The sequence below is a fragment of the Streptomyces afghaniensis genome (assembly GCF_044327915.1).
GTDB lineage: Bacteria > Actinomycetota > Actinomycetes > Streptomycetales > Streptomycetaceae > Streptomyces > Streptomyces afghaniensis.
On the sequence record NZ_JBIRGJ010000001.1, the window covers coordinates 1,292,949 to 1,315,484 of the forward strand.

General features: G+C 71.1%; 20 protein-coding genes and 1 riboswitch. Of the genes, 16 read left to right on the top strand and 4 right to left on the bottom strand.

Going from position 1 to position 22,536, the window contains the following annotated elements; genetic code table 11:
* The first annotated feature begins 67 nt into the window (after positions 1–67).
* From ACH4G3_RS05415 to ACH4G3_RS05465, 11 genes are all read left to right on the top strand, one after another.
* Entirely contained in the window at positions 68–235 is a 168-nt protein-coding gene (locus ACH4G3_RS05415) for a DUF6380 family protein (RefSeq protein ID WP_397623390.1), read from the top strand.
* Positions 232–1,644, top strand: coding sequence for a hydroxysqualene dehydroxylase HpnE (hpnE, locus tag ACH4G3_RS05420; RefSeq protein ID WP_397623191.1), 1,413 nt, complete (start codon positions 232–234; stop codon positions 1,642–1,644). The genes ACH4G3_RS05415 and hpnE overlap by 4 nt, the downstream gene beginning before the upstream one ends.
* Complete coding sequence (locus tag ACH4G3_RS05425) at positions 1,644–2,777, top strand: polyprenyl synthetase family protein (RefSeq protein WP_397623391.1); 1,134 nt, start codon at positions 1,644–1,646, stop codon at positions 2,775–2,777. The genes hpnE and ACH4G3_RS05425 overlap by 1 nt, the downstream gene beginning before the upstream one ends.
* 122 nt (positions 2,778–2,899) lie before the next feature.
* Positions 2,900–4,978 (top strand): squalene--hopene cyclase, encoded by a 2,079-nt coding sequence (gene shc, locus ACH4G3_RS05430; RefSeq protein ID WP_397623192.1) that lies wholly within the window; start codon positions 2,900–2,902, stop codon positions 4,976–4,978.
* On the top strand, positions 4,978–5,619 hold the full coding sequence (locus tag ACH4G3_RS05435; protein ID WP_354747045.1) for a phosphorylase family protein: 642 nt from the start codon (positions 4,978–4,980) through the stop codon (positions 5,617–5,619). Before shc ends, ACH4G3_RS05435 begins: the two co-directional genes overlap by 1 nt.
* A gap of 5 nt (positions 5,620–5,624) precedes the next feature.
* A complete protein-coding gene (gene hpnH, locus ACH4G3_RS05440; RefSeq protein ID WP_397615953.1) occupies positions 5,625–6,647 on the top strand; it encodes an adenosyl-hopene transferase HpnH in 1,023 nt (340 codons plus the stop codon).
* 4 nt (positions 6,648–6,651) lie between these two features.
* The gene (gene ispG, locus ACH4G3_RS05445) at positions 6,652–7,809 is read left to right on the top strand and encodes a flavodoxin-dependent (E)-4-hydroxy-3-methylbut-2-enyl-diphosphate synthase (RefSeq protein ID WP_397623193.1); all 1,158 of its coding nucleotides are present in this window, start codon (positions 6,652–6,654) and stop codon (positions 7,807–7,809) included.
* A gap of 29 nt (positions 7,810–7,838) precedes the next feature.
* Positions 7,839–9,734 carry a 1-deoxy-D-xylulose-5-phosphate synthase gene (gene dxs, locus ACH4G3_RS05450; RefSeq protein ID WP_397623194.1) on the top strand — a complete coding sequence of 632 codons (1,896 nt, stop codon included), beginning with the start codon at positions 7,839–7,841 and terminating at the stop codon, positions 9,732–9,734.
* Positions 9,731–11,146 carry an aspartate aminotransferase family protein gene (locus ACH4G3_RS05455; protein ID WP_397623195.1) on the top strand — a complete coding sequence of 472 codons (1,416 nt, stop codon included), beginning with the start codon at positions 9,731–9,733 and terminating at the stop codon, positions 11,144–11,146. The genes dxs and ACH4G3_RS05455 overlap by 4 nt, the downstream gene beginning before the upstream one ends.
* Before the next feature lie 61 nt (positions 11,147–11,207).
* Positions 11,208–11,852: a helix-turn-helix domain-containing protein gene (locus ACH4G3_RS05460; protein ID WP_397623196.1), complete on the top strand. Its 645-nt coding sequence runs from the start codon at positions 11,208–11,210 to the stop codon at positions 11,850–11,852.
* Positions 11,849–11,968: a DUF6126 family protein gene (locus ACH4G3_RS05465; protein ID WP_040903800.1), complete on the top strand. Its 120-nt coding sequence runs from the start codon at positions 11,849–11,851 to the stop codon at positions 11,966–11,968. The genes ACH4G3_RS05460 and ACH4G3_RS05465 overlap by 4 nt, the downstream gene beginning before the upstream one ends.
* Before the next feature lie 21 nt (positions 11,969–11,989).
* On the opposite strand, the gene ACH4G3_RS05470 is transcribed toward ACH4G3_RS05465, so the two are convergent.
* Positions 11,990–12,787, bottom strand: a complete 798-nt coding sequence (locus ACH4G3_RS05470) for a tyrosine-protein phosphatase (protein ID WP_397623197.1) — start codon at positions 12,785–12,787, stop codon at positions 11,990–11,992.
* Positions 12,788–12,966: 179 nt separating this feature from the next.
* On the opposite strand from ACH4G3_RS05470, the gene ACH4G3_RS05475 reads away from it, so the two are divergent.
* The 4 genes from ACH4G3_RS05475 to ACH4G3_RS05490 all read left to right on the top strand — a co-directional run bounded on the left by ACH4G3_RS05475 (position 12,967) and on the right by ACH4G3_RS05490 (position 18,284).
* Positions 12,967–15,042 (top strand): alpha-galactosidase, encoded by a 2,076-nt coding sequence (locus ACH4G3_RS05475; RefSeq protein WP_397623198.1) that lies wholly within the window; start codon positions 12,967–12,969, stop codon positions 15,040–15,042.
* Between the two features lie 311 nt (positions 15,043–15,353).
* A riboswitch (cyclic di-AMP (ydaO/yuaA leader) is annotated at positions 15,354–15,517 on the top strand.
* Between the two features lie 2 nt (positions 15,518–15,519).
* Complete coding sequence (locus ACH4G3_RS05480; RefSeq protein WP_397623199.1) at positions 15,520–16,434, top strand: M23 family metallopeptidase; 915 nt, start codon at positions 15,520–15,522, stop codon at positions 16,432–16,434.
* Between the two features lie 190 nt (positions 16,435–16,624).
* Complete coding sequence (locus tag ACH4G3_RS05485; protein WP_397623200.1) at positions 16,625–17,353, top strand: DUF6250 domain-containing protein; 729 nt, start codon at positions 16,625–16,627, stop codon at positions 17,351–17,353.
* 145 nt (positions 17,354–17,498) lie between these two features.
* Complete coding sequence (locus ACH4G3_RS05490) at positions 17,499–18,284, top strand: GDSL-type esterase/lipase family protein (RefSeq protein ID WP_086853658.1); 786 nt, start codon at positions 17,499–17,501, stop codon at positions 18,282–18,284.
* Positions 18,285–18,522: 238 nt separating this feature from the next.
* Here ACH4G3_RS05490 and ACH4G3_RS05495 read toward each other — a convergent pair whose 3' ends face one another.
* A complete protein-coding gene (locus ACH4G3_RS05495) occupies positions 18,523–19,614 on the bottom strand; it encodes a serine hydrolase domain-containing protein (RefSeq protein ID WP_397623201.1) in 1,092 nt (363 codons plus the stop codon).
* Between the two features lie 221 nt (positions 19,615–19,835).
* Here ACH4G3_RS05495 and ACH4G3_RS05500 point away from each other — a divergent pair, with 221 nt between their 5' ends.
* The gene (locus tag ACH4G3_RS05500) at positions 19,836–20,573 is read left to right on the top strand and encodes a helix-turn-helix domain-containing protein (RefSeq protein ID WP_397623202.1); all 738 of its coding nucleotides are present in this window, start codon (positions 19,836–19,838) and stop codon (positions 20,571–20,573) included.
* Here the strand turns inward: ACH4G3_RS05500 and ACH4G3_RS05505 are convergent.
* Together ACH4G3_RS05505 and ACH4G3_RS05510 are read right to left on the bottom strand one after the other, a co-directional pair.
* Positions 20,547–21,200: a TetR/AcrR family transcriptional regulator gene (locus ACH4G3_RS05505; protein WP_397623203.1), complete on the bottom strand. Its 654-nt coding sequence runs from the start codon at positions 21,198–21,200 to the stop codon at positions 20,547–20,549. The two genes, ACH4G3_RS05500 and ACH4G3_RS05505, sit on opposite strands and share 27 nt — an antisense overlap.
* An 86-nt stretch (positions 21,201–21,286) precedes the next feature.
* Positions 21,287–22,465, bottom strand: coding sequence for a glutamate dehydrogenase (locus ACH4G3_RS05510; protein ID WP_397623204.1), 1,179 nt, complete (start codon positions 22,463–22,465; stop codon positions 21,287–21,289).
* Positions 22,466–22,536 lie beyond the last annotated feature (71 nt).

A 22,536-nucleotide genomic window follows, 5' to 3' on the forward strand; every position in this document is an offset into this window, starting at 1 on the left:
GCCCTTCCTGGCCCTTCGGCGGGGGAGCGCGGGTGCCGGGCGGGGCTGTCCTGCCCGTGTGGCCCCGGTGGGCGAGCGTGGGTACGACGTCCTGCGGCACGACCACCCTCCCGGCCACACCGTCGGAGACAAGCGGCGGGCAACCCTCCGGCGTGGGGCCGCGTCCCTGACGGAGACGGTCGGTCGCGCGCCGTTCGAGCAGTGCGGCCGGCGCGCAGGGGAGGGTGCACGATGACCCACGGCACGGGGTCCCAGGGACCGGTCGCCGACGGGCGGCACACCGTCGTGGTGGGCGGCGGGCTCGCCGGCATCACCACCGCGCTCGCGCTCGCCGACGCCGGCGTGCGCGTCACCCTGCTGGAGGGCAGGCCGAGACTCGGGGGCCTGGCCTTCTCCTTCCAGCGCGGCGAGCTGACGGTCGACAACGGACAGCACGTGTACCTGCGCTGCTGCACCGCCTACCGCTGGTTCCTCGACCGCATCGAGGGCGCGGCGCTGGCTCCGCTCCAGGACCGGCTCGACGTGCCCGTCCTGGACGCCGCCCGGCCCGCGGGGCGGCGGCTCGGCAGGCTGCGGCGCGACGCGCTGCCCGTGCCCCTGCACCTGGGCCGCAGCCTCGCCACCTATCCGCACCTGTCGCTCGCCGACCGCGCCAAGGTGGGCCGGGCCGCACTCGCGCTCAAGGGGCTCGACCTCGCCGATCCGGCCCTGGACACGCAGGACTTCGGCAGCTGGCTGGCCGCGCACGGCCAGTCGGAGCGGGCCATCGAGGCCCTGTGGGACCTGGTCGGGGTCGCCACCCTCAACGCCGTCGCGGGTGACGCCTCCCTGGGGCTCGCGGCGATGGTGTTCAAGACGGGTCTGCTGTCCGACCCGGGCGCCGCCGACATCGGCTGGGCGCGGGTCCCGCTCGGCGACCTGCACGACCGGCTGGCCCGCAAGGCGCTCGACTCAGCGGGCGTCCGCACCGAGGTCCGTACCCGCGTCACCTCCGTCTGTGAGGACGTGAACGGAGGGTGGAGCGTCCAGGTTCCCGGCGAGACGCTCCAGGCCGACGCCGTCGTGCTCGCCGTGCCGCAGCGCGAGGCGCACGACCTGCTGCCCGCGGGTGCCCTCGACGCGCCGGAGCGGCTCCTGGAGATCGGCACCGCACCGATCCTCAACGTCCATGTCGTCTACGACCGCAAGGTGCTCGCCCGGCCGTTCTTCGCCGCCCTCGGCACCCCGGTGCAGTGGGTGTTCGACCGGACCGAGGCGTCCGGGCTGCGCGAGGGACAGTACCTCGCGCTGTCGCAGTCGGTGGCCCAGGACGAGATCGACGAACCCGTGGCCGTGCTGCGCGAGCGGTACCTGCCCGAGCTGGAGCGGCTGCTTCCGCCGGCCCGCGGCGCCGCGGTCAAGGACTTCTTCGTCACCCGGGAGCGCACCGCGACGTTCGCTCCCACCCCCGGCGTCGGCCGCCTCAGGCCCGGCGCCCGCACCAAGGCATCCGGCCTGTACCTGGCCGGAGCGTGGACCGCCACCGGGTGGCCCGCGACCATGGAGAGTGCGGTCCGCAGTGGAGTCGGCGCGGCGGACGCCGTGCTGGGCGCCCTGGGCCGGCCCCGCCCGCAGCACCTCTTCGAGTTCGAGGAGGCGGCGTGATGCTCGCTCAGGACAGCGCGGCAGACGGCCCCCGCACCCCCGGTACCGCAACAAGAGGAGAGACTGTGCCCACTGTGCCCCCGGCCTCGAAGACTGCCGAGGCGGTGGACGTGACCGCGCTCCTGGAGCGCGGCCGGACCCTGGCCACTCCGGTACTGCGGGCGGCCATCGACCGCCTGGCACCTCCCATGGACACTGTTGCCGCCTACCACTTCGGCTGGATCGACGCCCAGGGCCGGCCCGCGGCGGGTGACGGAGGCAAGGCCGTACGCCCCGCCCTCGCGGTGCTGTCCGCCGAGGTCATGTCAGCCGCCCCCGAGACCGGCATCCCCGGCGCCGTCGCCGTGGAACTCGTCCACAACTTCTCCCTCCTCCACGACGACCTGATGGACGGCGACGAACAGCGCCGCCACCGCGACACGGTCTGGAAGGTGCACGGTCCCGCCCAGGCCATCCTGGTCGGTGACGCCCTGTTCGCCCTCGCCAACGAGGTGCTCCTCGAACTCGGCACCGTCGAGGCCGGCCGCGCCACCCGCCGCCTGACCACCGCCACCCGTGCCCTGATCGACGGTCAGGCCCAGGACATCTCCTACGAGCACCGCGACCGTGTCACCGTCGAGGAGTGCCTGGAGATGGAGGGCAACAAGACCGGCGCCCTGCTCGCCTGCGCCAGCTCCATCGGTGCCGTCCTCGGCGGCGCCGACGACCGCACCGCCGACACGCTGGAGAAGTACGGCTACCACCTGGGCCTCGCCTTCCAGGCCGTCGACGACCTCCTCGGCATCTGGGGCGACCCGGTCTCCACCGGCAAGCAGACCTGGAGCGACCTGCGCCAGCGCAAGAAGTCACTGCCCGTCGTGGCCGCCCTCGCGGCCGGCGGACCCGCCTCCGAGCGGCTCGGCGAGATCCTCGCCGCCGACGCCAAGATCAGCGACTTCGAGAACTTCTCCGAGGAGGAGTTCGCGGCCCGCGCCGCCCTCATCGAGGAGGCGGGCGGCCGCGAGTGGACCGCCGACGAGGCACGCCGTCAGCACACCATCGCCATCGAGGCCCTCGACGCCGTCGACATGCCCGACCGGGTGCGGGAGCAGTTCACGGCCCTCGCGGACTTCGTCGTCGTACGAAAGAGATGATCACTATCGGTCGAATAGCCCTCGCGTAGTCGCCGGCCGGTGCCGCGAGACACCACGGAGCACCGGCCGACGGCGGACCCACAGCAGCTGCACACCTTGCACCACTGCACGAAGGGGAAGCCATGACAGCGACGACCGACGGAAGCACCGGGGCCCTGCCACCCCGCGCTGCCGCGGCCAGCGACACCGCCATCGACAACACCACCCCCGCGGCGGCCGGGGTACCGCAAGCCGCCGCCCGCGCCGCACAACGCGCCACCGACTTCCTGCTCTCCCTCCAGGACGCCCAGGGCTGGTGGAAGGGCGACCTCGAGACCAACGTCACGATGGACGCCGAGGACCTGATGCTCCGGCAGTTCCTCGGTATCCTCGACGAGAAGACCACGCGGGCCGCCGCGCTCTTCATCCGCGGCGAGCAGCGCGAGGACGGCACCTGGGCCACCTTCTACGGCGGCCCCGGCGAACTCTCCGCCACGATCGAGGCCTACGTCGCCCTCCGCCTGGCCGGCGACGAGCCCGGCGCACCGCACATGGCGAAGGCCTCCGCCTGGATCCGCGAGCAGGGCGGCATCGCCGCCGCCCGGGTCTTCACCCGGATCTGGCTGGCCCTGTTCGGCTGGTGGAAGTGGGAGGACCTGCCCGAACTGCCTCCGGAGCTCATCTTCTTCCCGAAGTGGGTGCCGCTCAACATCTACGACTTCGGCTGCTGGGCGCGGCAGACCATCGTCCCGCTGACGATCGTCTCCGCGAAGCGGCCGGTACGCCCGGCGCCCTTCCCGCTGGACGAGCTGCACACCGACCCGGCCCACCCGAACCCGGCCAAGCCGCTCGCCCCGGCGTTCAGTTGGGACGGCGCCTTCCAGCGGATGGACAAGGGGCTGCACGCCCTGCGGAAGGTCGCGCCGCGCCGGCTGCGCAGAGCCGCGATGAACAGCGCCGCCCGCTGGATCATCGAGCGGCAGGAGAACGACGGCTGCTGGGGCGGCATCCAGCCCCCGGCCGTGTACTCGGTCATCGCCCTGCACCTGCTCGGCTACGACCTGGAGCACCCGGTGATGCGGGAGGGGCTGGCGTCCCTGGACCGGTTCGCCGTGTGGCGCGAGGACGGGGCCCGGATGATCGAGGCCTGCCAGTCGCCGGTGTGGGACACCTGCCTGGCCGCGATCGCGCTCGTCGACGCCGGACTGCCCGCCGACCACCCGCAGTTGGTGAAGGCCGCGGACTGGATGCTGGGCGAGGAGATCGTCCGGCCCGGTGACTGGTCGGTGCAGCGGCCCGGACTGCCGCCCGGGGGCTGGGCGTTCGAGTTCCACAACGACAACTACCCCGACATCGACGACACCGCCGAGGTGGTCCTCGCGCTGCGCCGGATCGCCCATCACGACCCGGTGCGGGTCGACAAGGCCGTCGGGCGCGGCGTGCGCTGGACGCTCGGCATGCAGTCGAAGAACGGCGCGTGGGCCGCCTTCGACGTCGACAACACCAGCCCGTTCCCGAACCGGCTGCCGTTCTGCGACTTCGGCGAGGTCATCGACCCGCCCTCCGCCGACGTCACGGCGCACGTCGTCGAGATGCTCGCGGTGGAGGGCCTCGCCCACGACCCGCGCACCCGGCGCGGCATCGAGTGGCTGCTGGCCGAACAGGAGCCCGACGGCTCGTGGTTCGGGCGCTGGGGCGTCAACTACGTCTACGGCACCGGGTCCGTCGTACCCGCGCTGGTGGCCGCGGGCATCCCCGCGGCGCACCCGGCGATCCGCCGGGCCGTGACCTGGCTGGAGTCGGTCCAGAACGACGACGGCGGCTGGGGCGAGGACCTGCGCTCCTACAAGTACGTCAGGGAGTGGAGCGGCAGGGGCGCCTCGACCGCCTCCCAGACGGCGTGGGCCCTGATGGCCCTGCTCGCGGCGGGGGAGCGGGACTCCAAGGCCGTCGAACGCGGCATCGAGTGGCTCGCCGCCACCCAGCGGGAGGACGGGTCCTGGGACGAGCCGTACTTCACGGGGACGGGCTTCCCCTGGGACTTCTCGATCAACTACCACCTCTACCGGCAGGTGTTCCCGCTCACCGCGCTCGGCCGGTACCTGCACGGGGAGCCCTTCGCCGGCCGGCACCAGGGCGGCGGGGCGGCCGGGAAGCCGCTCACCGAGGCCAAGGGGAGCGCAGAGACCGGGAAGCCGCTCGTCGAGGCCGAGGGGAGCTGATGAGCACCCAGCCCGCTCCGGCCCCGCTGCTGATCGCCTGCGCGCTCGGCATCGAGCAGTTCGCCCTGCGCGCGGGGGACCGTGGCGGCGCGGGCGGGCCGGTCACCGTGCTGCGGACCGGGATGGGGCCGGCGGCGGCCGAGCGGTCCGTCACCCGGATGCTCGCCGACCCGGCCCTGCGCGACGCCGCCGTTCTGGCCACCGGTTTCTGCGCGGGGCTCGCGCCCGGCATGCACCCCGGTGACCTGGTCGTCGCCGAGGAGACCCGCGACCCGCGCGGTACGACCGCCTGCGTCGGGACCGAACTGCTGGTCAAGGAGCTGGGCCGCGCGGTGCCCGGGCGGACCGTGCACACCGGGCCGCTCACCGGCTCCGACCACGTCGTCCGAGGTCACGAACGGTCGGATCTGCGTGCGACCGGCGCGATCGCGGTCGACATGGAGTCGGCGGCCACGCTCCTGAGCGCGGTCCGTGCGGGCGAGCGCCCGGTTGCGGCCGTCCGGGTGGTCGTGGACGCTCCTGAACATGAACTCGTCCGGATCGGCACGGTGCGCGGTGGAATATCGGCTTTCCGTGTCCTTCGTTCCGTCCTTCCCGCTTTCTTCGAATGGCACCGTTCCTTGCTGCTCCCCAGGAGGTGAGCCAGATGGCCATGCCGCTCCGACAGTCCATCAAGGTCGCTACATACTTGGCTGAACAGAAGCTGCGCCGGCGGGACAAGTTCCCGCTCATCGTCGAGCTGGAGCCGCTGTACGCCTGCAACCTCAAATGCGAGGGCTGCGGCAAGATCCAGCACCCGGCCGGGGTGCTGAAGCAGCGGATGCCGGTCGCCCAGGCCGTGGGGGCCGTACTGGAGTCCGGTGCTCCCATGGTGTCCATCGCCGGCGGCGAGCCGCTGATGCACCCGCAGATCGACGAGATCGTGCGTCAGCTGGTGGCCAGGCGGAAGTACGTTTTCCTGTGCACCAACGCGATGCTGCTGCGCAAGAAGATGGACAAGTTCAAGCCCTCCCCCTACTTCGCCTTCGCGGTGCACATCGACGGGCTGCGTGAGCGGCACGACGAGTCGGTGGCGAAGGAGGGCGTGTTCGACGAGGCGGTGGAGGCCATCAAGGAGGCCAAGCGGCGCGGCTTCCGGGTGACCACCAACTCGACCTTCTTCAACACCGACACCCCGCAGACCATCATCGAGGTGCTGAACTTCCTCAACGACGACCTCAAGGTCGACGAGATGATGATCTCGCCCGCCTATGCCTACGAGAAGGCCCCCGACCAGGAGCACTTCCTCGGCGTGGAGCAGACCCGCGAGCTGTTCAAGAAGGCCTTCGCGGGCGGCAACCGGCGGCGCTGGCGGCTCAACCACTCCCCGCTCTTCCTGGACTTCCTGGAGGGCAAGGTCGACTTCCCGTGCACGGCCTGGGCGATCCCGAACTACTCGCTGTTCGGCTGGCAGCGCCCCTGCTACCTGATGGCCGACGGCTATGTGCCGACGTACCGGGAGCTGGTCGAGGACACCGACTGGGACAAGTACGGCCGCGGCAAGGACCCGCGCTGCGCCAACTGCATGGCGCACTGCGGCTACGAGCCCACCGCCGTCCTCGCCACCATGGGATCGCTGAAGGAGTCCCTGCGCGCCATGCGCGAGACGGTCTCCGGAAACCGGGAGTGATGCCATGACCGCCATCCCGCTGGGCGTTCCCGAGGTACCGGTCCGGCCGATCGCCGAGCGGCGCGTCTCGCGCCGGATCCAGGTCGGTCCGGTGGCGGTCGGGGGCGGGGCCCCGGTGTCGGTGCAGTCGATGACGACGACCCGTACGTCCGACATCGGCGCCACCTTGCAGCAGATCGCCGAACTCACCGCGTCCGGCTGCCAGATCGTCCGGGTCGCCTGCCCCACGCAGGACGACGCGGACGCGCTCGCGACCATCGCCCGGAAGTCGCAGATCCCGGTGATCGCCGACATCCACTTCCAGCCGAAGTACGTCTTCGCCGCGATCGAGGCGGGCTGCGCGGCGGTCCGCGTCAACCCCGGCAACATCAAGCAGTTCGACGACCGGGTCAAGGAGATCGCGCAGGCAGCGAAGGACCACGGCACCCCGGTCCGGATCGGCGTCAACGCGGGATCGCTGGACCGGCGGCTGCTCCAGAAGTACGGCAAGGCGACTCCGGAGGCGCTCGTGGAGAGCGCGCTGTGGGAGGCGTCCCTGTTCGAGGAGCACGACTTCCGGGACATCAAGATCTCCGTCAAGCACAACGACCCGGTCGTGATGATCGAGGCGTACCGGCAGCTCGCCGGGAGTTGCGACTACCCGCTGCACCTGGGCGTGACGGAGGCAGGCCCGGCGTTCCAGGGCACGATCAAGTCGGCGGTGGCCTTCGGCGCGCTGCTGTCGCGGGGCATCGGCGACACGATCCGGGTGTCGCTGTCCGCGCCGCCGGCCGAGGAGGTCAAGGTCGGCATCCAGATCCTGGAGTCACTGGGGCTGCGGCAGCGCAGGCTGGAGACCGTCTCCTGCCCGTCCTGCGGCCGCGCCCAGGTCGACGTCTACAAGCTCGCCGACGAGGTCACGGCCGGACTCGAGGGCATGGAAGTGCCGTTGCGGGTCGCCGTCATGGGGTGTGTGGTCAACGGACCCGGCGAGGCACGGGAGGCCGACCTGGGGGTGGCCTCCGGCAACGGCAAGGGACAGATCTTCGTCAAGGGCGAGGTCATCAAGACCGTCCCCGAGTCGAAGATCGTCGAGACGCTGATCGAAGAGGCGATGAAGCTCGCCGAGCAGATGGAGCAGGACGGCGTGGGGTCGGGGGAGCCGGCCGTCACCGTGAGCTGAACAGCACGGAATTCGAAGGGGGCCCGAGCGTGACGATTCTGGAGAGCATCCGGGGACCACGCGACCTGAAGGCGCTGTCCGAGCCGGAACTCGGCGAACTGTCCGACGAGATCAGGGAGTTCCTGGTGCACGCGGTCGCCAGGACCGGGGGGCATCTGGGACCCAACCTGGGGGTGGTGGAGCTCACCGTCGCCCTGCACCGGGTCTTCGAGTCGCCGGTCGACCGCATCCTGTGGGACACCGGCCACCAGAGCTACGTCCACAAACTGCTGACCGGACGCCAGGACTTCTCCAAGCTGCGCGGCAAGGGCGGCCTGTCCGGCTATCCCTCGCGCGAGGAGTCCGAGCACGACGTCATCGAGAACAGCCACGCCTCCACGGCGCTCGGCTGGGCCGACGGGCTCGCCAAGGCCCGCCAGGTGCAGGGGGAGAAGGGCCATGTCGTCGCGGTGATCGGCGACGGGGCGCTCACCGGCGGCATGGCCTGGGAGGCGCTGAACAACATCGCGGCCGCCAAGAACCGCCCGCTGATCATCGTCGTCAACGACAACGAACGCTCCTACGCCCCGACCATCGGCGGCCTCGCCAACCACCTCGCGACGCTGCGCACGACCGACGGCTACGAGCGGGTCCTCGCCTGGGGCAAGGACATGCTCCAGGCGACGCCCCTGGTCGGCAACACCCTCTACGAGGCCCTGCACGGCGCGAAGAAGGGCTTCAAGGACGCGTTCGCCCCGCAGGGCCTGTTCGAGGACCTGGGCCTGAAGTACGTCGGCCCGATCGACGGGCACGACATCGGGGCCGTGGAGTCCGCCCTGCGCCGCGCGAAACGCTTCCACGGACCGGTCCTCGTCCACTGCCTCACGGAGAAGGGCCGCGGCTACGAACCCGCCCTCGCCCACGAGGAGGACCACTTCCACACCGTCGGCGTCATGGACCCGCTGACCTGCGCGCCGCTCTCCCCAGCCGGCGGCCCCTCGTGGACCTCGGTGTTCGGCGACGAGATCGTCCGGATCGGCGAGGAACGGGACGACGTCGTCGCGATGACCGCCGCCATGCTGCATCCGGTCGGCCTGGGCAGGTTCGCCGAGCGGTTCCCGGACCGGGTGTGGGACGTCGGCATCGCCGAGCAGCACGCGGCCGTGTCCGCCGCGGGCCTGGCCACGGGCGGCCTGCACCCGGTCGTCGCCGTCTACGCCACCTTCCTCAACCGTGCCTTCGACCAGGTGCTGATGGACGTGGCCCTGCACCGGTGCGGGGTGACCTTCGTGCTGGACCGGGCAGGTGTCACCGGCGTCGACGGGCCCTCCCACAACGGCATGTGGGACATGTCCGTCCTCCAGGTCGTCCCCGGCCTCAGGATCGCCGCGCCCCGCGACGCCGACCAGCTGCGCGCCCAGCTGCGCGAGGCGGTCGCCGTCGACGACGCGCCGACGCTGCTGCGTTTCCCGAAGGAGTCCGTCGGCCCGTCGATCCCGGCGGTCGACCGGGTGGGCGGACTCGACGTGCTGCACCGCGCCGACCGGGCGGAGGTGCTTCTGGTCGCCGTCGGTGTCATGGCGCCGGTGTGCCTCCAGGCCGCCGAGCTGCTCGAAGCCCGCGGCATCGGCTGCACCGTCGTCGACCCCCGCTGGGTCAAGCCCGTCGACCCGGCGCTGCCCCCTCTCGCCGCCGAGCATCGCCTGGTCGCCGTCGTCGAGGACAACAGCCGGGCGGCCGGAGTCGGCTCGGCCGTGGCGCTGGCCCTGGGAGACGCCGACGTCGACGTGCCCGTACGGCGCTTCGGGATCCCGGAGCAGTTCCTCGCGCACGCCAAGCGCGGCGAGGTGCTCGCCGACATCGGCCTGACACCCGTCGAGGTCGCCGGACGGATCAGCGCGAGCCTGACCGTGAAGAAAGAGCTGTCCGAGGAGCCACAGGAATGACCACCGCCGAATCCGCGTCGGAGCCGTCACAGGCCGGGGAGTTCGACCTCGGCGCATTGCTGGCCGAACGCGGAGCCGAGCGCTACGAGCTGCACACCCGGTACCTCAACCACCAGCTCCCGCGCATGCTGCACACCATCGGCTTCGACAAGGTCTACGAGCGCGCCGAGGGCGCCTACTTCTACGACGCGGACGGCAACGACTACCTGGACATGCTCGCCGGGTTCGGGGTGATGGGCCTGGGCCGCCACCACCCCGTGGTGCGCAAGGCGCTGCACGACGTCCTGGACGCCCGGCTCGCCGACCTCACCCGGTTCGACTGCCAGCCGCTGCCCGGCCTGCTGGCCGAGAAGCTGCTCGCGCACAGTCCGCACCTGGACCGGGTGTTCTTCGGCAACAGCGGCACGGAAGCGGTTGAGGGAGCGCTGAAGTTCGCCCGCTTCGTCACCGGCAGGCCCAGGGTCCTGTATTGCGCGCACGCCTTCCACGGCCTGACCACCGGCTCCCTCTCCGTCAACGGCGAGTCCGGCTTCCGGGACGGCTTCGCCCCGCTGCTGCCCGACACGGCCGTACCGCTCGGCGATCTCGACGCGCTGGAAAGGGAGTTGAGGAAGGGCGACGTCGCCGCCCTGATCGTCGAGCCGATCCAGGGCAAGGGCGTGCTGGAAGCCCCGCCCGGCTATCTCCGGGCCGCCCAGGAACTGCTGCACCGGCACAAGGCGCTGCTCATCGCCGACGAGGTGCAGACGGGCCTCGGCCGCACCGGCGACTTCTACGCCTACCAGCACGAGGAGGGGGTGGAACCCGACCTGGTGTGCGTGGCCAAGGCGCTCTCCGGCGGCTATGTGCCGGTGGGCGCCACGCTCGGCAAGGACTGGATCTTCAAGAAGGTCTACTCGTCGATGGACCGGGTGCTGGTCCACTCGGCGAGCTTCGGGTCCAACGCGCAGGCCATGGCGGCCGGCCTGGCGGTGCTGTCGGTGATGGAGAACGAGCAGATCGTCGCCGGCGTCCGCGCCACCGGGGAACTGCTCAGATCCCGGCTCGAGGCGCTGACGGACAAGTACGAGATGCTCGCCGACGTCCGCGGCCGGGGCCTGATGATCGGCATCGAGTTCGGCCGGCCGAAGTCGCTGAAGCTGCGCAGCCGCTGGGCCATGCTCCAGGCCGCGCGCAAGGGACTGTTCGCGCAGATGGTCGTCGTACCGCTGCTCCGCAAGCACCGGATCCTCACCCAGGTCTCCGGCGACCACATGGAGGTGATCAAGCTGATCCCGCCGCTGATCATCGGCGAGCGGGAGGTGGACCGGTTCGTCGATGCCTTCACGGCCGTGATGGACGACGCGCACGACGGCGGCTTGATGTGGGACTTCGGCAAGACGCTCGTCAAACAGGCGGTGGCGAACCGGTGAGGCCTTTTGCCTCTGAGACAAGAAATTTGCCACACGGGCAAGGCTCCGGCTGAATGGAGGCATGAGCTCCTCCGAGCCCGAGCGGTCCTCCGGGGCCGCCCCGTCGCCCGACCAGGCAGCGGATGCGCTGCCCGCCGTCGCGCCGCAGCTGCGGTCGCTGCGGCGCCAGGCCTCCCTGACCCTGGAGGCCGCGGCCCGCGCCGCCGGGCTGTCGCCCGCCCACCTCTCCCGCCTGGAGACCGGGCAGCGCCAGCCCTCCCTGCCGATGCTGCTCGCGCTCGCCCGCATCTACGGTACGACGGTCGCCGAGCTGCTCGGCGAGACGGCCGCCGCCCGGGACGCCGTCATCCGCGCCGCCGACATGGAGCCGACCGCGGCGGGTGGCTGGACGTACTGGCAGGCCGGCGCGCCGGCGCGCGGGATGCAGGCCCTGCGCGTCCACGTCCCGTACGGCTCCCAGGGCGACATCGTGCGCGTCCATCCCGGTGAGGAGTGGCTGCACGTGCTGCGGGGACGGCTGCGACTGCGCCTCGGCGACACCACGCACCAGCTCGCGCCCGGCGACAGCGCCCACTTCGACTCGCTGACCCCGCACCGGATCGCCGCCCAGGACCCGGACGGCGTCGAACTGCTCTTCGTCCACACCCTCTTGCAGAGCCCCACGGCCGCCCTGTGCCTGGGCCCGACCCCGGGAGACACGCCGTGAAGGACATGGAGGAGAAGTTCCCCCGCGCCCTGTGGGTGCGGCTGTTCATCTACCTCGTCGTGGGCCATGTCTTCGCGGCCTTCGTGTACTTGCTGTTCGAGGTGGGGGCCAAGTAGCCGCGGGGCGGGCGCCGTACGTCAGTCGAGCAACCGCTCGCGCAGCCGCTCACGGGTCCGGGGGGTGAGCCCCAGCCCCTTCTCCAGATAGGGGTCGACGCCGCCCCAGGTCTCCTCGATGGTGTCGAAGGCCGCCGACAGATACTCGGCGCGCGCGTCGAACAGGGGGCTGAGCAGCTCCATGACCTCGGGAGAGTAGGCCGAGGCGGCGGAGCTGCTGCGGTGCACCTTGTAGCGGCGGTGCTTGGCGTTGGACTTCAGGTAGTCGTCGACGATCGCCTCGCGCTCGACACCCAGCGCGAGGAGCGTCACCGCGATGGACAGACCCGCCCGGTCCTTGCCCGCCGCGCAGTGCATCAGGGCGGGGACGCTGTCCTCGGCGAGCGCGTGCAGCACCTGGGAGTGCTCGGTCGTGCGGGTCCCGATGATCATGCGGTACGAGGCGATCATGCGGTCCACGCCCTTGCCGTCCGAGAGGATCGCGCGCAGCTGGTCCAGGTCGCCGTCGCGCACCATCTTCCAGAACTCGGCGCCGTCGGCGGGGTCGCTCAGCGGCAGGTTCACATTGCGCACGCCCGGCAGCTCGACGTCCGGCCCTTCGAGCTTCTGGTCGGCCGCGTTGCGGAAGTCGAAGATCGTGTGCAGGCCCAGGGAGCTCAGGAAGGCGGCGTCCTCCCCGGTCGCGTGCGCGAGGTGGCCGCTTCGGAACAGCACGCCCTGCCGCACCCGCCGTCCGTCCACCGTCGGCAGTCCGCCCACGTCGCGGAAGTTGCGCACTCCGGCCAGCTCCGGCTCGGTCGACGGGACCTGCTGTGTCACGAGGGCTCCTCCCCTTCGGCGCCGTCGGCGCGGCTCGTCGACGGGCACCACTCGACGATACGACATGCCTGCCTGGGGCAATGAGTTGTCCACAGGCGTTGCCGGAAGCCCCAGCGGCACTTGATGATGTTGGGGCCTGGTCGCACCTGGTCGGGCTTGTTCGAATCTGTGAGGCCTTGATGCTGGACATCTCCGAAGACGGTCGTACATGGGTGCTCTCCGGGCCGGCCAGCAGCTACGCCGTCCATGTCACCGACCGGGACGAGCTGCTGCACCTGCACTGGGGGGCCCGGATCGGCCTGGCCGACGCCGAGGCCCTCGCCGTCCGGCCCCTGCCGGACTACTGGCCCTTCGAGTCACCGCTCGACGGACGCGAGGAGTATCCGGTCGAGGGCGGCCCCCGTTTCACCCGGCCCGCCCTGTCCGTACGCACCGGCGAGCGGCGCGGCACGGAGTGGACCTACGAGGGGCACGACACCGAGGACGGTGAGCTGCGGCTGCGCTTCCGCGACGGCGACCTGGCCATCACGCTGCACTACCGGATGCGCTCCGCGACGGACGTCGTCGAGCGCTGGGTGACCCTCGACAACCACGGACCCGCCGTCGAGGTGCTGCGCGCCGACTCCGCCACCTGGACCCTGCCCGACCGCGACGCCTGGCGGCTGTCCCAGCTGCACGGCCGCTGGGGCGCCGAGTCCCGGCTGGAGCGCTCCGCCCTCACCCACGGCGAGAAGGTCATCGGCAGCCGCCGCGGCCACACCGGTCACCAGCACCTGCCGTGGGTCGCGCTCGACACCGACGCGACCGAGGAGCACGGCGAGGTCTACGGATGCGCCCTGGGCTGGTCCGGGTCCTGGCGGATCGCCGTGGCCCAGCTCCCGGACGCGCGCGTGCAGATCACCGGCGGGGCCGGGTACGACGACTCGGGCCTGCTGATGCTGGGCACGGGGGAGTCGTACACGACCCCCGTCTTCGCCGGGCTCTTCAGCGACGGCGGCCACGGCGGGGCCAGCCGCGCCTGGCACGCCTACCAGCGGACGTACGTGATCCCGGACGCCGACCAGGACCGGCCGGTGCTGTTCAACTCCTGGGAGGCCACGGAGTTCGACATCTCCGAGGAGCAGCAGCGGGCGCTCGCCGAGCGGGCCGCCGCCATGGGCGTCGAGCTGTTCGTGGTCGACGACGGCTGGTTCGGGGCGCGTACCAGTGACCGGGCCGGGCTCGGTGACTGGACCCCCAACCCCGACCGCTTCCCGGGCGGGCTCAAGCCGCTCGCCGAGCACGTGCACGGCCTCGGTATGCAGTTCGGGATCTGGGTCGAGCCGGAGATGGTCAACCCGGACAGCGATCTGTACCGCGCGCATCCGGACTGGGTGCAGTACCAACCGGGACGAAAGCGGACGGAGTTCCGTAATCAGCTCGTACTGAACCTGGCTCGTGAGGACGTCCAGGAGTACCTCTGGGAGCGGCTCGACGGGCTCCTCTCCAGCGCGCCGGTCGACTACGTCAAGTGGGACTTCAACCGCTGCTTCACCGACGCCGGCTGGCCGGACGACCCCTACCCGCAGCGGCTGTGGGTCGACCACGTACACGCCCTGTACGGCCTGCTGGACCGGCTGCGGGCCGCCCATCCCGGAGTGGCCTTCGAGTCCTGCTCGGGCGGCGGCGGCCGGATCGACCTCGGTGTGCTCGGCCGCACGGACCAGGTGTGGACCTCGGACAACACCGACCCGCTCGACCGGCTCGCCATCCAGCACGGCTTCAGCCAGATCCATCCGGCCCGCGTCATGGCCGCCTGGGTCACCGACAGCCCGAACGCCATGCTCAACCAGCGGGCCAGCTCCCTGCGGTTCCGGTTCGTCAGCGCCATGGCCGGGGTGCTCGGGGTCGGCGGCGACCTCACGAAGTGGACGGAGCGGGAACTCGCCGAGGCGCGGGACTGGGTGGAGCTCTACAAGGAGATCCGGCCCGTGGTGCAGCACGGCGACCTGTACCGGCTGCGCCCGCCGGAGGGCGGTCTGAGTGCCGTGCAGTACGCCCTCGGCGACGAGACCGTCGTCCTCGCCTGGCTCCAGGCGCAGCGGTACGGCGAGCCCGTTCCGGCGCTCCGGCTGAGGGGTCTTGACCCCTCAGCATCGTACGAATGCCTCGAAACGGGCGAAGTTCACCGAGGTGCCGTGCTGCTCCACCACGGACTGCGGGTCGGTCTGCGCGGGGACCTGGACGCCACCGTCGTCCGGCTTCGGCGCAAGTAGCCGTTCTGTCCGAATAGGGAGTGCTTCGGTTGTTTAGGCATAACGTGCCCCGACTGTAAAGGAGATGAGGTCGGGGTGCGTGAGCATCGTCATATTCGTGACGATGTGTTGTTGCCATGTGCACGTAATTCTGGCGTCAATCAGGGGTATTGCGGAATGCGGGAGATCGGTAATCCACGCTCCGTGACGGAAAAATTGTCGGCGCGTCAAGAAAAACGCCGTCACGGGCAACCGCAAGCTTGTCCGTTTGCGTCCTGGTCGCTTACGTTCCACACCCATCCGGACGGACGCCTAATCCTGCCGCCGCCCGGATCCCGCACACACTGACCCGACGTACGGCAGGAGCGGGGGACCCACAGGTAAGACGCCTGTTCCGGTTCCCGGAACGGCTTGGGGTTAAGCCGCGCCTCGGCGTGGCCGGGCATCTCCAGTCCGAACCCGACAGCTCACCTCGCAGGCGACGGAGAGGAATTCGCCATGCCCGCGAAGGGTAAGCACCGCCGCCCGAAGACCCAGCGTTTCACCCGTTCCATCGCCGTCGCCGGAACCGGCGGGGCCGCTCTCGCCCTTCCGCTCATGGGGGCCGCCGGCGCCCACGCCGCCACCCCGCAGTCGGCTCCGGAAAAGGCCGTCCAGTCGGCTCCGGCCGCCGAGAAGAAGGCCGCCGAAAAGGCCACGGGCGCTCGCTCGTACACCGTGCGGGCCGGTGACTATCTCGCGAAGATCGCCGACGAGCACCACGTCGACGGCGGCTGGAAGAAGCTCTACTCGGACAACCGCGACGCCGTCGGCGACGACCCGTCGCTGATCCACCCCGGCCTGAAGCTGTCGATCGGCAAGAAGGCGGCGAGCGCCCCGAAGGCCTCCGCCCCGTCCGCGCCGAAGGCCTCGGCCCCGAAGCCGTCCGCCGCCGAGTCGGCCCCGAAGGCGGAGACCGCCGCCAAGCCGGCCGCCGCCAAGCCCGCCGCCGAGAGCAACTCCAGTGGTTTCACCCTCCCGGTGGCCGGCGCCACTGTCGGCACCCCGTACCACATGTCCGGCAGCATGTGGTCCAGCGGTTACCACACCGGTGTCGACTTCGTCGTTCCGACCGGCACCTCGCTCAAGGCCGTCGGCGCGGGCACGGTCGTCTCCGCCGGCTGGGGCGGCGCCTACGGCAACCAGGTCGTCATCAAGCTCGCCGACGGCTACTACGCCCAGTACGCCCACCTGTCCCAGCTCTCCGTCTCGGCCGGCCAGACCGTGACGGCGGGCCAGCAGGTCGGACTGTCGGGCGCCACCGGCAACGTGACCGGACCGCACCTGCACTTCGAGATCCGCACCACGCCTGACTACGGCTCGGACGTGGACCCGGTCGCCTTCCTGCGCTCGCACGGCGTCTCCGTCGGCTGACCGACCGCACGACCACCTGCCTGACACGCGACCGAAGGCCGGACCCGATCCCCGGGTCCGGCCTTCGGTGTGTGCCGGGGCCGACAGGCCAAGGGATCGACAGGGGGCGGCAGTTGGGACAGAGTGATCCCGACCGGAGTGCAAGCGCTTTCTGGAGCCTTCCAGACGGATCCCCGAGGAGCTGTGTCCCATGCCGACCACCCGCAGAGCGCTGGGGGCCCTGGCCGCCGGAGCCGCCCTGGCGGCGCTCGCCCCGACGGCGACAGCGACGGCGAGCGCGAACGCCGCGTCCCGTCAGCGCCGCCTCATCGCCCGCGACGACTTCCGCCACGGCCTCGGCCAGTGGGCGACCGAACTCCAGGGCGGCGGCACCGTCACCGCCTCTCGCGGTGTCCTCGAGATCGACGTACCGAGCGGCGCGACCGTCTGGTTCAGGCGGCGGCTCGAAGGCCCGTACGTCCTCGAGTACACCGCCACGCCCGTGTCCGAGGGCGGGGTCAACGACCGGGTCTCGGACCTCAACAACTTCTGGAACGCGACCGACGTCCGCTCCCCGGGCGATCTCTTCGCCACGCCGCGTGGCGGGGCGCTGGAGGAGTACGACCACCTGACGACGTACTACGCCGGTTTCGGTGCCAACTACAACACCACGACCCGGTTGCGTCGGTACGTCGGTGAGCCCGGTGTCCGGCCCCTGATCTACGACTACACCGAGCCGCTGCTGGTGCCGGGTGAGCCGAACAAGGTGCGGGTCGTCTCCGACGGTTCGACGGTGCGGTGGTGGAACAACGGGAGGCTCGTGTTCGACTACAGCGACCCCGAGCCGTACACAAGTGGGCACTTCGGCTTCCGGACCGTGTGGAGTCACTTCCGGATCACAGGGTTCCGGGTGTGGCGACTGACCCCGCAACATCGCTGACGGGTGGCCTATTCCGGAGTTGGCGAACACTTTAGGAGTGGCTTATCTCACCGCCCGTCAACCCTTTCCTACGGTCGCGTAAGTCACATTCGAAGGTGAATCATGAGCTGCTGTGGCAGACGATTCGAAGAGTGACAGCAGAGCAGTGATCGGGTCGTACGTGGCGGTGGGGGACAGCTTCACCGAGGGCGTCGGTGATCCCGGCCCCGACGGGGCGTTCGTCGGCTGGGCCGACCGGTTCGCCGTCCTGCTCGCCGACCGCCGGCCCGAAGGCGACTTCCAGTACACGAACCTCGCCGTGCGAGGGAAGCTCCTCGACCAGATCGTGGCGGACCAGGTTCCGCGGGCTGTCGAAATGGCCCCGGACCTGGTCTCGTTCTGCGCCGGGGGCAACGACATCCTCCGGCCGGGTACCGACCCGGACGAGGTGGCCGAGCGCTTCGAGCGGGCCCTCGTGCGGCTCACCGCCGTGGCCGGCACGGTGATGGTGACGACCGGGTTCGACACCCGGGGGATGCCCGTGCTCAAGCACCTGCGGGGCAAGATCGCGACGTACAACGGGCATGTCCGGGCCATCGCCGACCGGTACGGCTGCCCGGTGCTCGACCTGTGGTCCCTGCGCAGTGTCCAGGACCGCAGGGCCTGGGACGCCGACCGGCTGCACCTGTCGCCCGAGGGGCACACGCGGGTGGCGCTCCGTGCGGGGCAGGTGCTCGGACTGGAGGTTCCGGCGGACCCCGAGCAGCCTTGGCCGCCGCTGCCGGCGCGGGGGCCGCTCGAGGTTCGGCGCGACGATGTGCACTGGGCGCGGGAGTTTCTGGTGCCGTGGATCGGGCGGCGGCTGCGTGGGGAGTCGTCGGGGGATCATGTGACGGCGAAGGGGGCGCTGTCGCCGGAGGACATCAGGATGCGGATCGCTTCGGTGGCGTGAGGGCAGCGGGCGCGGTACCTGCGGCTGCGTGGGGTGCGTGCCGGCGCCTTCGCGGTGGTGTGGGTCGGGGCCGCGCCGGGGGGTGTCCGTCCTCGGAACGGCGCGATGGGGTTGCGTACCGACTCACCGTCCGTTGACGCGCCAACCGTTGCGGGCGGACACCCCCCGACACGGCCCCTTCTCGCCGTCGGCGGGTGCGGGCGCGTCTCGGCTGCTCCTCGGCCCACCGCGTTCTGGATCAGTCCGTCGACGCGATCCGCTCGGTCCGACCGCCGAACACCTCCTTGACGAGCCTCTGTGTCGCCTTCTGGAACGGCTCGGCCAGGGACATCGCCGCGTCGTCCACGTAGTTCAGCGCGGCGGTCAGGGTCCTGCCGCCGTCGGGCGTGCTGTACATCAGCGCCGCGTGGCCCGTGATGCCGCCGTTGTGGGTGATGATCGTGCCACCGTCGTCCGTGTCCTGGACGAACACCCCCAGGCCGTAACCCGCCTTGGGGTGCGGCGTGCACATCTCGGCGAGCAGTGGAGCCGGCAGGAGCTTGCTGCCCAGGAGGGCGGAGATGAACGTGTGCAGGTCCTCGGTGGTCGAGATCATGTCGCCGCCGCCGGAGATCCAGGAGGGGTTCTGGCGGGTGACGTCCACCGTCTTCTGCCGGCCGTCCTCCTCGTACCGGTAGTAGGCGTGGGCGTGCGGCGCGGGAACCTCCTGCTGCGTGTACGGCGCCACGGTGCCCGACAGTCCGAGCGGCCCCAGGATCCGCCGCTGCATCTCATCGGCCAGCGCGCAGCCCGCGACCTTCTCGACCAACAGCTTGGCCAGCACGTAGTTGGTGTTGGAGTAACTCCAGTCCGTCCCCGGCTCGAAGCGCGCAGGCTTGGACAACGCCAGCCGTACCAGTTCTTCCGGCCGGTAGGTCTTGAACCGGTTGTCCACCCACTCCTTGCCCGAGACGGGGATGCCCGGCGCGAACGTCCCGTCGTCGTAGAACTCGCCGGTGAAGTTGAACACCCCGCTGGTGTGCTGGAGCAGCATCCGGACCGTGATCCGCCGGTCCAGCCCGAACTCGGGCAGGTAGTCGCCCGCCGGTGTGTCCAGCCCGATCCTGCCATCGGCCACCAGTTGCAGCACCAGGGTCGCGATGAAGGTCTTGGTGTTGCTGCCGATCCGGCAGTGTCCGTCGGCCGGCGGCTCGGCGCTCTCGCCCAGCTCGCGCACGCCGGCGCTGCCGACCCACTCGCCCCGCTCGTCGTTCACGCGTAACTGCACCCCGGTGAAACCGGAATCGACGATCTCCTGAATGGCCTTCTGCAACTCCGGGCGATCCGCCATCGTGCTGTCCTTCCGCTCGTTGTTTCGGCAGAAAGAAAGCTACGTTGCCTTCGCGGATGCGGCAATATCGTCGTTGCGTGTACGTGGTGTTTGGGCAGGTAGAGACTTGGAGATCGTTGCAATGGGGAGTGGAATCAATGCAACGGAGGGGTGGTGATCGTTGCAATGGATGAAGAATTAACGCTATGCTGCCGGCATCGAGGAGCACGAAGGAGTTCACTATGCCGGGCGGCAGGCTCACCCAGCAGGAACGTCAGCAGATCGCGCAGGGGGTGGGTGATGGCCTCGCCTACGCGGAGATCGCCAGGCGTCTTGGTCGTCCGACCTCGACGATCACGCGTGAGGTGATGCGTAACGGCGGCCCGACCGCCTACCGCGCCGACCTGGCCCACCGCGCCACCGAACGCCGGACCCATCGGCGCAGGCAGGCCGCTCCCCGGGGGGCACGGGTACCTGCGCCGGCTCATGGGCGTGACGTCGAGGCCGTGCGCGAGTACGAGGAGATGTTCACCACCCTCCTCATGCAGCAGGGCCTGCCCAAGATGATGTCCCGTGTGCTGACCTGCCTCTACACCACCGACGCGGGCAGCCTCACCGCGTCCGAACTCGTCCGGCACCTTCAGGTCAGCCCGGCGTCCGTGTCGAAAGCGGTCGCGTTCCTGGAAAGTCAGGGCCTCATCCGCCGGGAGCGCGGCGAGGGCCGCCGCGAGCGCTACGCCGTCGACGACGACGTCTTCTACCAGTCGATGATCGCCAGCGCCCGGTCCAGCGCTCAACTGGCCGCGGCCGCACGGCAGGGCGTCGGCGTTCTCGGTCCCGAAACCCCGGCCGCCACCCGCCTCGAGAACATCGCCCGCTTCGTCGACTTCGTAGCGGAGAGCCTCATCCGTGCCGCGGAGCAGGCCCGCGAGGTCCTCCACAGCAAAGCGAGCTCAGGCGGCACCGTCGGTCGCGGATAGGCGGCCGTTTCGGGCGGGGCGGGTCAAGGCCGTCGGCTCCAGGCCCAGTTCGCGGGCCAGTGCTTCCTCGGCCCACTCCTGGGCCCGTGCCCGCGGCACCGCGCCCGGGTAGGACGTCAGCTGGACGGCGAGGCCGTCGAGGAGGGCGGTGAGGCGCAGGGCCGTGCCGTGCGGGTCGGGGCAGTGGAACTCGCCGGCCGCCATGCCCTCCGTGATGACCTCGGCGAGGGCCGCCTTCCACTGCCGGTCGAGGTCCTGGGTGACCTCCCGCAGCGCGGGCTCGCGCAGCGCCGCCGCCCAGCCCTCGATCCACAACCGCCAGCCCTTGGCCTGGCCGGTCGGGGCGTACCACCGTACGGCCGACCGCAGCCGGCGCAGCGCCGACGTACGGCGGCCGAGCAGCCTGCGCAGATGGGCGAGGTCGGCCTCGGCCGCGTGCCGGAACGCGGCCGCGACCAGCTTCTCCTTCGTGGAGAAGTGGTAGAGCACCAGCGCGTTGCTCACACCGAGCGCCGAGGCCACGTCGGCGATCCTGACCGCCGCCACACCCCGGGCCTCGATCTGCTCGATGGCGGCCCGCAGCAGCTCCCCGCGCCGTTCCGCCACGCTCAACCGGACTCTCGTCACGCCGTCACCCTACACACGCGCCTGCACCCTCTTGACCGGTGTATTCGGCCGTCCGGAAAGGGGTCCGGGGCCCGTCCCGCGGTCCGTCAGCGGTACCAGCCGAACCGTTCCGCTATGACCGGCAGCCGGTCCGCCACGAGCGCGTGGGCGGCGGCCCGCGGTGTGGTGCCGTCGGCCCGTGCGCGGGCCAGCATCCGCTCGACCAGGGACCGCATCGAGCGGCGCGTGTGCGCGAACGCCTCCTCGGCGTCGGCGCCGATGTCCCCGAACAGCGTCCACCACCACCAGGCGTTCGTCCCGGAGTTGACCACGACGTCCGGCAGCACGGTCACCCCGCGCGCGGCGAGCAGCAGCTCCGCCTCCGGTCGTACGGGCATGTTGGCCGCCTCGACGACCCAGCGGGCGGTGATCCGCTCCTGGTTCCCGGCATCGATCGCGTACGAGACTGCCGCCGGCACCAGGACGTCCGTGTCGGCCGACAGCCAGGCGTCGCCCGGCAGTTCGCGGTCGCCGGGGCGCAGCGCGGATCGGTCCACGGTGCCGTGGGCATCCCGCGCGGCGAGCAGCGCCTCGACGTCGAGCCCCGCCGGGTTGGCGATCGTGCCCTTGATGTCGGCGACGGCCACGACCGTGAGTCCCGCGCGCGTGAGGAAGCGCGCGGTGGCCCCGCCCATGGTGCCCAGCCCCTGGAGTGCGACCCGTGTCCCCGCGTGGGGCACCCCGGCGCGGTCCAGCGCCGTGAGGGCCGCCTCGGCGACACCGCAGCCGCCGACCAGCTCGTCCAGGCCGATGCCGTCCACCTCGACCGCGAACGCGGCACTCAGCCGCCGCCGGGCCTCGGCCTCGTCGTCCAGCAACGGGTACACGGCCTGGATGGAGGAGACCAGGCCCGCCTCGGCCGCGGCCCGGTCCACCAGGTCCTGGGTGAGTCCGAGGTCCTCGCCGGTCGTCCAGAAGCTCTCGATGTGCGGCCGCATGGCGCGCAGGTACCGCACCAGCAGCGGGTAGGCCTCCGGGTCGTGCGGGTCGCAGTCGATGCCGCCCTTGGCGCCACCGAGCGGGACGTAGCGGCTCGCGGGGTCGTAGTGGAGGGCCTCCTTCATGGTCATGCCGCGGGCCAGGCCGGTGACCTCGTCCAGGGTGCAGCCCGCGCGCATCCGCAGACCGCCGCTGGCGACACCGCGCACCAGCCGGTCGACGACCAGGAAGCCCTGGCGACCGGTGATGTGGTCGGTCCAGGTGAGGGACAGCAGGGGGCCGGCCATGCGGACTCCTTCGCCGTGATTACTGAATCTGCGTTCAGTATCACCGTCGTCGGGACCCCTGGGCCCCGGTG

What these genes read in the sequence shown, in the direction of transcription:
- hpnE (WP_397623191.1), top strand. Translation starts at nt 232, where the DNA reads ATGACCCACGGCACGGGGTCCCAGGGACCGGTCGCCGACGGGCGGCAC.
- ACH4G3_RS05425 (WP_397623391.1), top strand. Translation starts at nt 1,644, where the DNA reads ATGCTCGCTCAGGACAGCGCGGCAGACGGCCCCCGCACCCCCGGTACC.
- shc (WP_397623192.1), top strand. Translation starts at nt 2,900, where the DNA reads ATGACAGCGACGACCGACGGAAGCACCGGGGCCCTGCCACCCCGCGCT.
- ACH4G3_RS05435 (WP_354747045.1), top strand. Translation starts at nt 4,978, where the DNA reads ATGAGCACCCAGCCCGCTCCGGCCCCGCTGCTGATCGCCTGCGCGCTC.
- hpnH (WP_397615953.1), top strand. Translation starts at nt 5,625, where the DNA reads ATGGCCATGCCGCTCCGACAGTCCATCAAGGTCGCTACATACTTGGCT.
- ispG (WP_397623193.1), top strand. Translation starts at nt 6,652, where the DNA reads ATGACCGCCATCCCGCTGGGCGTTCCCGAGGTACCGGTCCGGCCGATC.
- ACH4G3_RS05455 (WP_397623195.1), top strand. Translation starts at nt 9,731, where the DNA reads ATGACCACCGCCGAATCCGCGTCGGAGCCGTCACAGGCCGGGGAGTTC.
- ACH4G3_RS05460 (WP_397623196.1), top strand. Translation starts at nt 11,208, where the DNA reads ATGAGCTCCTCCGAGCCCGAGCGGTCCTCCGGGGCCGCCCCGTCGCCC.
- ACH4G3_RS05475 (WP_397623198.1), top strand. Translation starts at nt 12,967, where the DNA reads ATGCTGGACATCTCCGAAGACGGTCGTACATGGGTGCTCTCCGGGCCG.
- ACH4G3_RS05480 (WP_397623199.1), top strand. Translation starts at nt 15,520, where the DNA reads ATGCCCGCGAAGGGTAAGCACCGCCGCCCGAAGACCCAGCGTTTCACC.
- ACH4G3_RS05485 (WP_397623200.1), top strand. Translation starts at nt 16,625, where the DNA reads ATGCCGACCACCCGCAGAGCGCTGGGGGCCCTGGCCGCCGGAGCCGCC.
- ACH4G3_RS05495 (WP_397623201.1), bottom strand. Translation starts at nt 19,614, where the DNA reads ATGGCGGATCGCCCGGAGTTGCAGAAGGCCATTCAGGAGATCGTCGAT.
- ACH4G3_RS05500 (WP_397623202.1), top strand. Translation starts at nt 19,836, where the DNA reads ATGCCGGGCGGCAGGCTCACCCAGCAGGAACGTCAGCAGATCGCGCAG.
- ACH4G3_RS05510 (WP_397623204.1), bottom strand. Translation starts at nt 22,465, where the DNA reads ATGGCCGGCCCCCTGCTGTCCCTCACCTGGACCGACCACATCACCGGT.